Annotated in this window: 12 protein-coding genes; 9 read left to right on the top strand and 3 right to left on the bottom strand. The window is 62.1% G+C overall.

Annotated features, from left to right (window positions below; genetic code table 11):
• The first annotated feature begins 11 nt into the window (after positions 1–11).
• Positions 12–980 carry a tripartite tricarboxylate transporter substrate binding protein gene (locus C5J24_RS24605; protein WP_105401816.1) on the top strand — a complete coding sequence of 323 codons (969 nt, stop codon included), beginning with the start codon at positions 12–14 and terminating at the stop codon, positions 978–980.
• Between the two features lie 64 nt (positions 981–1,044).
• On the opposite strand, the gene C5J24_RS24600 is transcribed toward C5J24_RS24605, so the two are convergent.
• The 3 genes from C5J24_RS24600 to C5J24_RS24590 form a co-directional block, all read right to left on the bottom strand.
• Positions 1,045–1,305, bottom strand: coding sequence for a hypothetical protein (locus tag C5J24_RS24600; RefSeq protein WP_105421640.1), 261 nt, complete (start codon positions 1,303–1,305; stop codon positions 1,045–1,047).
• 303 nt (positions 1,306–1,608) lie between these two features.
• A complete protein-coding gene (locus C5J24_RS24595) occupies positions 1,609–3,147 on the bottom strand; it encodes a tannase/feruloyl esterase family alpha/beta hydrolase (protein WP_105421638.1) in 1,539 nt (512 codons plus the stop codon).
• Positions 3,148–3,256: 109 nt separating this feature from the next.
• On the bottom strand, positions 3,257–4,234 hold the full coding sequence (locus C5J24_RS24590) for a LysR family transcriptional regulator (RefSeq protein WP_245446775.1): 978 nt from the start codon (positions 4,232–4,234) through the stop codon (positions 3,257–3,259).
• A gap of 125 nt (positions 4,235–4,359) precedes the next feature.
• Between C5J24_RS24590 and C5J24_RS24585 the strand changes: the two genes are divergently transcribed.
• Genes C5J24_RS24585 through C5J24_RS24550 form a run of 8 tightly spaced genes read left to right on the top strand, consistent with a single transcriptional unit; the run spans position 4,360 to position 13,338 of the window.
• Positions 4,360–5,280 (top strand): ABC transporter permease, encoded by a 921-nt coding sequence (locus C5J24_RS24585; protein WP_105421636.1) that lies wholly within the window; start codon positions 4,360–4,362, stop codon positions 5,278–5,280.
• Positions 5,281–5,290: 10 nt separating this feature from the next.
• The gene (locus C5J24_RS24580; RefSeq protein WP_105401812.1) at positions 5,291–6,130 is read left to right on the top strand and encodes an ABC transporter permease; all 840 of its coding nucleotides are present in this window, start codon (positions 5,291–5,293) and stop codon (positions 6,128–6,130) included.
• Positions 6,131–6,171: 41 nt separating this feature from the next.
• Positions 6,172–7,749, top strand: coding sequence for an ABC transporter substrate-binding protein (locus C5J24_RS24575; RefSeq protein WP_105401811.1), 1,578 nt, complete (start codon positions 6,172–6,174; stop codon positions 7,747–7,749).
• The gene (locus tag C5J24_RS24570; RefSeq protein ID WP_105421634.1) at positions 7,746–8,585 is read left to right on the top strand and encodes a creatininase family protein; all 840 of its coding nucleotides are present in this window, start codon (positions 7,746–7,748) and stop codon (positions 8,583–8,585) included. The genes C5J24_RS24575 and C5J24_RS24570 overlap by 4 nt, the downstream gene beginning before the upstream one ends.
• The gene (locus C5J24_RS24565; protein WP_105421632.1) at positions 8,582–10,234 is read left to right on the top strand and encodes an ABC transporter ATP-binding protein; all 1,653 of its coding nucleotides are present in this window, start codon (positions 8,582–8,584) and stop codon (positions 10,232–10,234) included. The genes C5J24_RS24570 and C5J24_RS24565 overlap by 4 nt, the downstream gene beginning before the upstream one ends.
• Positions 10,231–10,908, top strand: coding sequence for an RraA family protein (locus C5J24_RS24560; RefSeq protein WP_105401808.1), 678 nt, complete (start codon positions 10,231–10,233; stop codon positions 10,906–10,908). Before C5J24_RS24565 ends, C5J24_RS24560 begins: the two co-directional genes overlap by 4 nt.
• On the top strand, positions 10,905–12,455 hold the full coding sequence (locus C5J24_RS24555) for a gamma-glutamyltransferase (protein ID WP_205836972.1): 1,551 nt from the start codon (positions 10,905–10,907) through the stop codon (positions 12,453–12,455). Before C5J24_RS24560 ends, C5J24_RS24555 begins: the two co-directional genes overlap by 4 nt.
• A 10-nt stretch (positions 12,456–12,465) precedes the next feature.
• The gene (locus tag C5J24_RS24550; RefSeq protein ID WP_105421630.1) at positions 12,466–13,338 is read left to right on the top strand and encodes an N-formylglutamate amidohydrolase; all 873 of its coding nucleotides are present in this window, start codon (positions 12,466–12,468) and stop codon (positions 13,336–13,338) included.
• The last annotated feature ends 29 nt before the right edge of the window (positions 13,339–13,367 follow it).

Raw genomic sequence — 13,367 nt, 5'->3', positions numbered from 1 at the left:
GAGGATGAACCATGAAAGCGCGAACACTGCTTGCTATTTCGCTTAGCCTCGGCATCGCTCTTGCCGCCGGGGTTGCCAGGGCGTTCCCCGACGGCCCGATCACCATTATCGTGCCCTTCCCGCCAGGCGGCGCGACCGATACGACCGCGCGGTTCATGGAGCCGCACATGTCCAAGGTATTGGGAGCGAACATCATCGTCGAAAACAAGCCGGGCGCCACCGGCGCGATCGGCGCCGGCCTGGTCGCCGATGCCGAAGCCAACGGCCAGACGCTGATGGTCGCCTCGCTCGGTACCTTCGCCACCAACCCCTATCTTCAAAAGAAGCTCTCTTACGATCCGGTGAAGGACTTCGATCTCCTGACGGTCGCGGTGAGCACGCCCAACGTGCTGGTCGCCACGCCGAAATTCAAGCCGAGCAGCGTTCAGGAACTCGTGGCGGCGATGAAGGAAAAGCCGGAAAGTGTTACCTTCGCAAGTTCCGGCACCGGCTCTTCCGATCACCTGACTGCCGCTCTCTTCTGGCAGGCGACCGGCACCAAGGGCGTGCACGTGCCCTACAAGGGAGGCTCTGCGGCACAGGCCGATCTCGTCGGCGGCCATGTGGACGTGTCCTTCCAGAACCTCGGTGCGATCATCAATTTCGTGCAGGGCGGGCAGATGAAGGCGCTCGCACAGACGGGCGAGAAACGCCATCCGCTGCTGCCGAACGTGCCGACGCTCACCGAACTCGGATACAGCAATATCGTCGTCAACGCCTGGCAGGGCGTGGCAGCCCCGAAAGGTCTGCCGGCCGACGTCAAGGCAAAACTCAACCAGGCGATCCAGGCCTCGCTCAAAGACCCCGAGGTCGTTGCCAAGTTCAACAAGCTGGGCTTCGACGTCGTCGCCAATTCCAACGAGGAATTCGGCACCTATCTCAACAAGGAGATGGCGCGCTGGAAGGACGTCATCGAAAAGGGCAATATCAGCGCGGAGTAATCCGTGGATTCACGGGCCGCCTCAGTCCCTTGAGCGGCTTCCTCGCAACATCGGGGAAGTCGCCTCAAGGTCTGTAAGAGACTTTTCCGGCATCCGGTCCCCCATCGGCGACCTCGATGTGAAAGAGATCTTTGATCGACGCGACCACATCCTCGATCCGTTCGACGGGGCTGCGGCTCTCCGGCTCGACCGGTACGACTTCCAGCACGCTTGACAACTTGAACGATCGGACACCGTCAGTCACGGTTGTGTACAATCTCCCGTTTTCAATCCTGATGTCTTCAGCAAAAAAATCGTCACTGTCCTCGACTGCCACCAGAAACATTCACAACTCCACGCGATCTTCGGATAGCCCATAAGATCGAGCGGAACACATCATTTCAAATCGAGAAAACGAGGTAGGCCCGGTTGCTCCTTTCGGTGGTGCCGGGTGGACATGTCCACAACAAGCTCCTGTACTCCCGCATCTGGACGCTGAAATAGATCGTCTGGCGGATATGCGAATCACCAGCAGTCAACAATGATGGCGATGCGGGAAGACCCCCACCATCAGCAATGGTCCCGCCTCGCGACTGGAGTCCGGAATCCAGTCGCTTGCGCTCAATCGTGCAAGGCCAAGGGACCCATGTTAGCGGTTCCGGCAGTCGAAGCTTGCCGCGCTGTCGACGTTTCCATCCCCCTTGTAGTGCGCGTAGGACGGGTAGGGGCATAACGGACGGGTCCGGCCGGGAAAAGCCTTGCCTGAAGCTTCGACACTTCGTGGAGCCTCATCCTTTTCGACCCAGTCGACCAGCTCGGTCAACATGTCGAACTGGTCGAGGCCGGCGGGACCGCCACGGCAATGGGCCATGCCCGGAACGAGATAGAGCCTGGCCCAGTCCTCCACCGGCTTGCCGGTCTTGGTCGCCGTGCTCATCCGGTTGAAGAAATCGACCGTATCGTTGGAGGAGAACCACGGATCACTCACTCCATGGAAGAAAATGATCTTGCTTCCCCGGGCAGCGAAGGAACTGAGGTCCGTCCATTGATCGGCGTTGATCAGCCGCTGCTGCGGATCGCCGATATCGGCTTTCTCGACGGCATCGTCCACATCGAACCTTATGGCGTTGTTCTTGAACTGCCGGTTGCGCTTGTCATCGAACCGCATGAGCCCTGGAATGGGATCTGCCGTGCTCATGACGCCCGTATCGTAGGGAAACGCCACATAGGCGGGCCGACCTGATGCATCGAGTGTCGGCGAAAACGTCTCACTCACCACGTCCACCTGCTGTTTCGTCAGGCAGCCGTCGGCTTTACCGGCAGGGCAGACAAGGCTCGCCGGATCGAATTTGCAAGCGGCCGGATTTGCGATCATTCCGTCTTCAAGGCCATCAAGGCCATCGCAGGACTTCAGTATCCCCTTGAGAACCAGGTCGCGATCGGCATCCGAGAAGGCCTTCGCTCGGTCCGGCGCGCCGTCGGGGCCGGCCGGAGATATCCTGTTCATCGCAATGTTCTTGGCGGCGAGCGACATGTTCGAACGGCTTGTACGCATGGCCGGAGCCCCGGCGATAATGCCGTCGAACAACATGGGAAAGCGTTGCGCAGAGGCCATCGCCTCGCGCCCGCCGGTCGAACATCCTGCGAAATAAGAGCGATCGGCGACCTTGCCGTAATAGGCGGCGACCAGTGCCTTGCCGAGCACCGTGACCTTCTCGACCGACCATCCGGCGAAATTCAGCGTGGCAATCTGATCCGCCCTGAAAGAGGCGTCCCAGGCCTCGCCCTTGTGGCCGCTATCATGGGAAATGACGGCGAACCCACGGGAAAGACCGTTCTGCGTTCCGGCGGCCACGTCTCCCAGGGCTGGCCGCACGACGCCATTCAGGCCCCCGCCGCCCTGGACCAGAAACCTTGCCGTCCAACTGTCCGGCAAGGCAATGGAAAAACCGATGGCATAAGGCTTGCCGTCCGCGCCGGTGCGGTGTTCGAACGACCCGCTGACAAGACAATGCGCCGGTCCCTTGTCCTTGATATGATCGGCGCTCGCGACCTTCATGTCGAACCCGGCCAGCTGCAGGGTCTTCGCCGCCGAGCATTTGGCTTCGGGCGACGAATCCGCGGCGACGGCCGGCGTCAAACCGGGCACGAGGGCAACAAACGCTGTGGCAACAACCAGCCTGATCATATCCGATCGTCCTCCTCCATGACGCAGCCTCCTCAAGCCGCGCGGCAATCGCACCAGATTTCAGGCTCCCTGTCAATCAACGGCGGCGCTGCTTGCCTGCCCCGGCCGGCTATTCGGGCTGTCCGCCGATCGTTTCCAACTGCGCCGGCAGGACGGACATGGCCGGCCACTTGATAGCGGTTCTCACATCCTTCATTGCTGCTATCCGACGCGTCGTCTCGACGAAATCGAGCACGATTTTCGATTTTTCCTCCGCATGCCAGGCGACGAGCAGTTCGACTTCGGCGGGGATGTCGTCAAGCCGCCTGTATACGAGGTAGGGGCTTGGATTGTGGGCGAGCCAGGACGGCGCGATCGCGATCCCGACGCCGGCCGCCACCAGGGTGCCGATCGCCAAGGTATGCGACACCTCCTGCACAATGACCGGATAGACACCGGCGCGGCGCAGTGCACCCATGATCGCATGATAGTAGCTCGCCCCGACAGTCGGGGCATAGGTGATGATGGGCTCGCCGGCGAAATCCTTGACCGTCAGGTCTTCCTTCTGCGCCAGCCGATGCTCCCTGGGCAGCACCGCCACGAAACCTTCCTGCAGGATATGCTCGGTCTTCAGGAAACCGGCCGGGTTGGTCGGGCGGATGAAGGCCACCTGAACCTTGCTGCTCTGGAGCAATTCGAGCTGCTGCGCCGTGCCCAGCACCTGCACGTCGACGGTCATCGCCGGATAGCGTTTTCGAAAGTCCGAAATGACCGGCGGCAGGACATGCGATAGCGCCACATGCACGCCGCTGACGGAAATCGTTCCGCTATCGTCACCGGAAATGGAACGGGTATGCGTGACCGCCCTGTCGATCCCGCCTAGGATTTCCTGGGCGTGACGCAGAAAGATCTCGCCGGCCGGCGTCAGCTTCACGCGGCGCGTGGTGCGGCGGAAAAGCTTGGTGCCGAGGCGATCTTCGAGCTGCCGGATCTGCTGGCTGAGCGGTGCCTGCGCCATGCCGAGCTTGTCGGCGGCGCGGCTGAAATGCAGCTCTTCGGCGACGCAGGCGAAATAGTGGAGGTGACGAAATTCGATGCCGTATTTCATATCCGAAACATATCAATACCCGCGTGATTTTGTAATAGATAATAATTTATTCCCGTGATTAGTTTTAAAAAAAAGACAACAAGAATTGGAACAGCTGGAGCTTCGGCTTCCGAAACGGAGCGTGAATGACGCGTTTCTGGGTGTTGAAAATTCTGCGGACCGTGTTGACGCTTTGGTTCGTGGTGACTTTCGTATTCGTGGTGCTGAGAACGTCCGGGGATCCGGTCGTGGCGCTTGTCGGCGCCGATGCCACGCCTGAGGAAGTCGAACAGTTCCGCCAGCTCTGGCGTCTCGATGATCCGCTGTGGATCCAGTATTTCCGCTACGTCGTCCAGATGGCGACCGGCCAGTTCGGCATTTCCTATCGCGACGGCCGCGAGGTCATCGACATCATCGCCGAACGGGTTCCGTGGACGCTGATCCTCGGCCTTTTTTCCTATATCGGGGCCATCCTGATCGGCGTGCCGGCCGGCATCATCGCCGCCATCAAGCGCGGTTCGACCTTCGACAACCTGATCATGGCGACCGCGGTTTTCGGCTTCGCCCTGCCGAACTTCTTCCTCGGCATCCTGATGATCCTGCTCTTTTCGCTCAGCCTGCAATGGCTGCCGAGTTCCGGCACCGGCACCGTGTTGCACCTGATCATGCCCGCCATCACGCTTGCGACCTTCACGGCCGGCACGCTCGCCCGCTTCACCCGCTCGGCAATGCTGGAAGTGCTGGACAAGCTCTATATCCGCGCCGCCGCCGCCAAGGGCGTCGGTTATTGGAAACGCATCATTTTCCATGCGCTGCCGAATGCCAGCATCCCGCTCGTCACCATCATCGGCCTCAATCTCGGCGAACTGATCGGCGGCGCCATCGTCGTCGAGACCGTGTTCGCATGGCCGGGCGTCGGCCGCCTGCTGGTAACGGCCGTCTCTTCGCGCGACCTTGCGGTCGTGCAGGGGCTGGTGCTGATCATGGCGGTGACGATGGTGCTCGCAAACCTGGTCGTCGACCTGCTCTACGGCCTGCTCGACCCGCGCATTCGCGTGCAGAATTGAGGGCCGGCGGATGAAGCGCATTTCCCCCATTCTGGTTTTCGCCATCGTCATTCTGGCGATCGCGGTCATCGTTGCCATCATCGGCAATGTCTTCACGTCGCACGGGATGTCGCAGCAGAACCTGCTCGCCCGCCTGAAGCCGCCGGCCTTCATGACCGGCAGCAATCCAAACTTCCCGCTCGGCACGGACCGCATCGGCCGCGACATGGTGGCAAGAGTGATTGCCGGCCTGCAGATGTCGCTTTCGGTGGCGATTGCCGGCACGATCATCGGCGCCGTCTTCGGCTCCGTCATCGGCTTCATCTCTGCGCATTTCCGCGGCTGGGTCGAGGAAGTGCTGATGATGCTGGTCGACTTCCAGGCGTCGCTGCCCTTCATCCTCATCACCCTGACGCTGCTTGCCTTTTTCGGCAACAGCATGACGCTGTTCATCATCCTGATGGGCCTGTTCGGATGGGAAAAATACGCCCGCCTCTCCCGCGGCGTGGTTCTGTCGGCGATCAACCAGCCTTATGCCAAGGCGATCGTCGCGCTCGGCGCCGGCAACGGCCGGCTCTATCTGAAACATGTGCTGCCGAACGTGGCAAGCGCCCTGATCGTCCAGGTAACCCTGACGTTCCCGCAGATCATCCTTCTGGAAACCTCGCTGAGTTTTCTGGGGCTGGGCATCCAGGCGCCCCAGACCAGCCTTGGCCAGATCCTCGGTGATGGCCGGGATTACCTTTCGACCGCCTGGTGGATCTCGATCTGGCCTGGCCTGGTCATCTTTCTCGTCACGCTTTCGATGAGCATCGTCGGCGATTGGCTGCGTGACCGCCTCGATCCGATGCTGCGTGCCCGAACAACCTGAAAATGCCGTTCGAACATAGATGAACAAGGGAAGGTGGAACGATGTTTACAAGACGTGAAGTGGGAAATCTCATTCTCGGAGCGGGGGCGCTGTCGATGGTGGGCAGCCTGCCGAAAGCAAATGCCGCAGACAGGCCGTCGCTCAATATCGCGGTCGACAATCTCTGGGCCAATATGGCGACGATCAACGGCATCTCGACCACGTCGCGCCGTATCTTTCCCAATTTTTACGACAACCTCGTCGACCGCGACTACATCAAGGACGAGAACGGCCTGATCTTCGCGCCGAAGCTCGCGACGAAATGGGAGCAGAAGGGCAATATCTGGACCTTCACTTTGCGTGAGGGCGTGAAGTTCCATGACGGTACCGAGATGACGGCCGAAGACGCGGTGTTCACGCTGTCGCCGGAACGTCTCTGGGGCGCAAAACCCTTCGAGCCGCGCGGCAAGACTTTCACCGCCGGCTTCAAGCGCGTCGAGGCGACCGGCAAATACACGTTCGAGATCGAGACCGAGCGGCCGGACCCGAACATGCCGAGCAAGCTCACCGGCTATATCGGCTTTGTCGTGCCGAAGAAATATTACATGGAAGTCGGCGTCGACGCCTTCGGCCAGAAACCGATCGGCACCGGTCCCTACAAGGTGACAACCTTCCGCTCCGGCGAGATCATGGTTCTGGACGCCTTCGACGACTATTGGGGCGGTCCGCCGCCCGTCAAGCAGATCTCCTGGAAGATCGTCCCGGAATTCGCCGCCCGCATGGCCGGTCTCGTTTCCAAGGAATTCGACTTCATCGTCAACATTCCGACCGACCAGGAAGCCGCGCTCGAAAAATACCAGGGCGTGACGCTGAAGCGCGTTCTGGCCGACAACTACCCGGCTCTCGCCTTCAACACCCGTCCCGATCCGGAAGACAATCCGCTGGTCGATCCGAACCTGCGCTACGCCATGGTCCAGGCGATCGACATGAACGCGATCGTCCAGGCGCTGTTCAACGGCACCACGGAACACCCGGCAGTTCCGTTCAACTTCAAGGAATACGGCAAATTCTACGACCCGAACTTGCCGGTGAAGCTCCCCTACGACGTGGCGGCCGCCAAGGCGCTCGTCGCCAAGACCAAATACAAGGGCGAGAAGCTGCTGTGGCATATCACTCGCCAGTTTTACCCGAACTACGAAGCCGCTGCCGAAATCATGGTCGAGCAGTGGCGCGAGATCGGCGTCAATGTCGAGGCGCAAATCCTGGACAATTTCGAGCTCGTCTATCGCCGCCCCTATCACATGATGAACATGTCGATGAGCTCGGACTTCATCCCGGGCGATCCCTACCAGCCGCTGTGGCTCGATTGGGGTCCGACGGCATCGCGTTCGACCGCCACATGGAAGACCTGGGACCCATCGCCGGAATTCATCGCACTCGGCAAGAAGTTCGATGCCACCACGGATTTCGAGGAGCGCAAAAAAGCCTATCTCGCGCTTTCCGAAGAATGGCAGCGCATCACGCCCGGCTATTATCTCTGGAAGAGTGTCTATAACTGCGCCCATCGCGCCGGCATCGAGTTCAAGTTCAAGCCGAACGGCGAAATGCGCATCTACGGCGATTACTTCAAGTTCGTATGATGAGCATCAAACGCAAGCATGCGCTGAAGGACATGACGTTCGCGGAGTTCCGCGAACGCCTTTCCGAAAAGCCCGTCATCCTGCTGCCCTTCGGCAGTCAGGAGGAACAGGGACCCCATGCCCCGATGGGCGATTTCATGCTGACCGAAGCGGTGGCGGCAAAGGTGGCGGAAGCCTCCGGCGCGATCGTCGCGCCGATCACCCCCTTCGGTTATGCCGATTTTTTCAAGACCATTCCCGGCGGCATCCAGTTCCGGGCCTCGACCTTCTCGGCCGTGGTCGAGGATACCGTGACCGCTTTTCTCGATCACGGCGTCGAGCATATCCTGATCCTGAACGGCCATACCAGCAATGCGCCGCTCTTCGACCAGACGCTTCGCCGCATCCGCGCCGAGCGCGGCGTCTCCGTCGCCTTCATCAATCTCTGGCAGGCGATCCCGGATGCGCTCTGGAAGGAATTGCACGGCTCCTCGGTTGCGGCGGCCCGCGGCCATGGCGGCGATCCGCTGACCTCGATCTACCTGCATCTTTTCCCCGAACTGATGCGGATGGACCTTGCCCGCCCATCCGTGCGCGAAAAAGCCTTCGGCCTGCCGACCGGGGGCGTCAACAATGTCCAGTTCGAGGGCATGCCGGTGCATGTGCCGCTCAATTGCGACGAGGTGAATGCCGACGGCATGCTCGGCGGCGATCCGCTGCTCGCCAGTGCCGAGAAGGGCGCAAAAATGGTCGAGCATCTCGTCGGTTTCTGCGCCCGGTTCGTGGAGCACCTGCGCCGCTGCGACATGCGCTCCGTGACGGCCTTTTCACCACAAGAAGAAAAGGCGGCCTCATGAACAACGAGCGGCTTTCCATCGAACACCTGAATGTGCCGCTGCCACGCGGCGCCGATCGCGCCTTTGCGGTCGAGGACCTGTCGCTCTCGGTCAGCAAGGGCGAGATCCTCTGCATCGTCGGCGAATCCGGTTCCGGAAAATCGTTGACCGCGCTGGCCGCAATGGGGCTCCTGCCCCGCAACCTCGGCAAGCCTGCGGGCAAGGTGATGTTCGAGGGCAAGGACCTGCTCACCCTCGACGAGGCGTCCCGCCGGGACATAACCGGCCGGCGTATAGCAATGATCTTTCAGGAGCCGACGGCGGCGCTCAACCCGATTTTCCGGGTCGGAGAACAGGTGTCCGAGACATTCCGCATCCACACGTCGCTCAGTGGCGCCGATATCCGCAAGAAGGTAATCGATCTCTTCCGCGAGGTTCAGCTTCCCAATCCCGAGCAGATCTACCATTCCTATCCGCACCAGCTTTCCGGCGGCCAATGCCAGCGGGTGATGATCGCCACCGCCCTTGCCCTCGATCCTTCGGTGCTGATCGCCGACGAGCCGACCACCGCGCTCGACGTCACCACCCAGGCACAGATCCTCAAGCTGATGCTGGAGCTTCGCGCCAAGCACGATACCGGCATCATCTTCATCACCCATGATTTCGGCGTGGTGGCCGAGATCGCCGACCGCGTCGCCGTCATGCAGACAGGCAGGCTGGTCGAAATCGGCACGCGCGACGAAATCCTCAACCATCCGAGAGAAGACTATACCCGCCACCTGCTCGCCGCCGTGCCGACGCTGACGCCACGAAAGGAACGCGAAGGCCTCGGCAAGCCGGTGCTGATCGCCAGGAACATCGTCAAGACATTCGCCCGCTCCGGCCTCTTTGGCGGCGGCCGCACCGTGAAGGCCGTGGACGACGTCGATATCACCATCCGCCGCGGCGAAACGCTGGGCCTGGTCGGCGAGTCCGGTTCCGGCAAGTCGACGCTGGCGCAATGCATCATCCGCCTCGTGCAGCCGGAAAGCGGCGACATCCTGATCTCCGGCGGCGATTTCGCCGGCCTCAATGGCAAGGCGCTGCGCGAGGCACGCCGCAAGGTTCAGATCGTCTTCCAGGATCCGTATACTGCTCTCGATCCGCGCCAGAAGGTCGGCGATTCCATCGCCGAAGGCCCCGTCATCCACGGCCTCGACCGCAACGCGGCGATGGCCCGCGCGCTCGACCTGCTCGAAGCCTGCGGCCTCGACCGTGCCTCGGCCACCCGGTTCCCGCACGAGTTCTCCGGCGGCCAGAGGCAGCGCATCTGCATCGCCCGCGCGCTTGCCGTCGAGCCGGAACTGCTGATCGCCGACGAGAGCGTCTCCGCCCTCGACGTCTCGGTGCAGGCGCAGGTGCTGAAACTGCTGGCCGACATGCAGGAGAGGCTTGGGTTCGGCATCCTGTTCATTACCCACGACCTCAGGGTCGCGAGCCAGATCTGCGACAATATCGCCGTCATGCGCAACGGCCGGATCGTCGAACGCGGCGATCCCGCATCGCTGTTCGGCGCGCCGAAGGAAACCTACACGAAGGAACTGCTCGCCGCCGTGCCCGGCAAGGGCTGGCAGCGTCACGCCCGTGAAACCGAGGCCGGGACGGCAAAATCCCGGGAGGAAACCCCATGAAGAAATATCACATCGGCAGCATGCCGAAACAGGTCGACCCGGAACTCATCGCCAGGTTCGAAAGCGTCGAGGTGGCGACCATCGGCCATTTTCGCCATCGCGGTTTCGTGCATCATTCGATTTCCCCCGTCGTCGAGCCGGGCAGGACGCTGGTCGGCACGGCGGTGACGGTGGCGATCCCGGCAACCGACTCCACCCTTCTCCATCACGCGATCGGCTTCATCCGCCCCGGCGATTTCCTGTTCGTCGACAGGCTGGGCGACGACCGGCACGCCTGCATCGGCGGCGGCGTCGCCTTCGCGATCAAGACGGCCGGCGCCGTCGGCGTCGTGCTCGACGGTCCCTGCACCGACGTGGAGGAAATCCTCGAACTCGATCTGCCGTTCTGGTCACGCGGCGTCTCCGGCATCACCACACGGCTCAACGATCTCGGCGGCTCGCTCAACCTGGCGATTTCCTGTGGCAACGTTCCGGTCCTGCCGGGCGATATCGTGGTTGCCGATGCAAGCGGCATCGTGGTGATCCCGGTCGATGAGGCCGAAGACGTCGTCGAGGAGGCAATCGCGCGTCAGGCACGGGCGGGCCGCAACAAGGACAAGATCGCTGCCGGCGAAAAGCTCGGCGACCTCTCCGGAGCCAGCCGTCTGGTTGCCGCCGCACTGGAGCCGAAATGATGGAAAATCCGCAATACAATTATCTGCGCGTCGAGCGTGGCGTCTATCGCAAGATCGCCGGCATCAGCGAACGCGGCGTCGTTACCTCCCAGCACTACGCGGCGGCCGAGGCTGGGGCGGCGGTCCTGTCGGCGGGCGGCAATGCCGTCGACGCTGCGGTGACCGCCGCCTTCACCTTGCAGACCGTCGAACCCTGGATGACCAGTCTGGCGGCCTGCGGTTACATGCTGGTCGCCCAGCCGGACGGAAAGGTCGAAGTGGTCGAATTCACCGGCCGCGTGCCTTCGTATTTTGACGAGGAATTCTATAGGCCCGATCCCAGCATCAAGACCTTCATCGGCCACCCGGCATCGGTCGACAACCGCAATGTCCGCGGCTTTACCGCAGCCGTCGTACCCGGATGCGTGCGCGGCTTTGCGGAAGCGCTGAAGCGTTACGGTACGATCGGCTTCGACCGGGCGCTGACGCCCGCGATCGAGCGTGCCCGCAAGGGCATCTATGTCGACTGGCACACGACGCTGGCGATCGCGATCGCCGAGGGCGAGCTCGCCATGGATCCCGGCGCCCGGTCGATCTTTCTCCCCAGTGGCCACGCGCCGGAGCCTGGAGTGACGCTACCACTCGATCAGCTCGCCCAGACGCTAGAGCAGCTGGCCAGCGAAGGCCCGGATTCGCTCTATGGCGGCGCGATCGGCGAAAGACTAGTCGCCGATCTCAATGCCGGCGGCAGCTCGATCACCTTGGAGGACATGGCCAGTTACGCCCCCCTCCTCTACCCGTCCCGGACCATGCCCTTGCAGGGCAAGACCGTGCATGTGGCGGGGGAAACCAGCGCCGGCCAGCGGCTCTTCGACGCGCTTGATCACTTCGACAGGACGCGCGGAAAAGGCCCGGTCGACGCTGGTTTCTTCATGGCCATGGCCGAGGCCCTCTGGGAAAGTTTCGGCGCCCATCGCAAACGCCTCAATCCGGCCGAGACGACCAACAAGACCAGCACCACGCAGGTCAACGCCGTGGATCACGAAGGCCGGATGGTGGCGATCACCTTCACGCTGCTCAACCGGTTTGGCGCCCGCGCCTTGTCGCCATCGACGGGCATCCTGCTCAACAACGGCATGTCCTGGTTCGACCCGACCCCCGGTCGCGCCAACTCGCTGACACCGAACGCCTATGCGCCGAGCAACATGTGCCCGGTGGCGATCACCGACGAGAACGGCGCCTTCGCGGCTTTCGGCGCCGCCGGCGGCAACCAGATCGTGCCGTCGCTGGCCCAGCTCACCGGCATGATCCTGCATGCCGGCCTCGACATCGAAGAGGCAATGAACCTGCCGCGCATGACGACCGGCCCGCATAACGACATCATCGTCAATGTCGACATGCCCGCCGACCAGATCGAGGCGCTCGAAAGGATCGCCACGGTGAAGCCCGCCGCAGCGGTCGTTTATCCCCGGCCCTTCGCCGCGCCCGGCATGGTCGGCCGTCGGGGCAATGCCTTTGTCGGCATGCCCGACATCACCTATCCCGCCGCTTACGCCGCCACAGCCTGACGAGACCAAGATGACAGAGCTGACTTTCGCCCCCGTCGATATCGACGGCGTTCTCAAGATCATTCCGCCGACGGCACCGGCCGTACCGCTGGTGTTCGACTCGCCCCATAGCGGCCTGACATTGCCGGATTTCGAGCGCACGGTTTCAGACGAACTGGTGCGCGTCGCCGCCGACACCCATGTGGACGACCTCTTCGGCTTTGCGCCGTCGATCGGGGCGCCGCTGCTGATCGCGCATTTTCCGAGGAGTTTTCTCGACCTCAACCGGTCGCTGAAGGATGTCGACCTGGAAATGGTCGAGGGCGAGTGGCCGCATCCGGTCCGTGACAGTGCCTCGGCACGCCGCGGCATGGGCATCACCTGGCGTTACGCCTGGGGTGACACGCTAATGTATGGCCGCAAGTTGACGGTGAAGGAGCTGGAAGACCGCATCGACACCTACTGGCGACCCTACCACCGCCAGTTGGTTCGGCTGCTCGATGAAACCCATGCGGCCTTCGGCAAGGTCTATCACGTCAACTGCCACTCGATGCCGGCGATCGGCCACGTGCTCTCGCCCGATCCGGCCGGCACCGTCCGCAAGGACATCGTGGTCGGCGACTACGAAGGCGTGTCGAGCGAACCGGACCTCGTGAAACTCGTGGTCGAGACGCTGGAAGGGTTTGGCTATTCGGTGTCGCTCAACGTGCCCTTCAAGGGCGCCGAGCTGGTATCGGCCTACAGCTCGCCTGGCAAAAACCGCCACAGCATCCAGATCGAACTCAACCGCAAACTCTACATGGACGAGGATACCCGTGAGAAGATCGCCGGTTATGACGAGTTGAAAGTTAATCTCGCCAGGCTCGGCACGGTCATGCGCGACTACGTCATGCACAAAAGTTGAGAGGCATCGGGCGCCACCAATCCCGCAAC

This window comes from Neorhizobium sp. T25_27, assembly GCF_002968565.1.
GTDB lineage: Bacteria > Pseudomonadota > Alphaproteobacteria > Rhizobiales > Rhizobiaceae > Neorhizobium > Neorhizobium tomejilense.
Note: the sequence above shows the minus strand (reverse complement) of the source record. Positions and strands in the feature narration are given on the sequence as shown.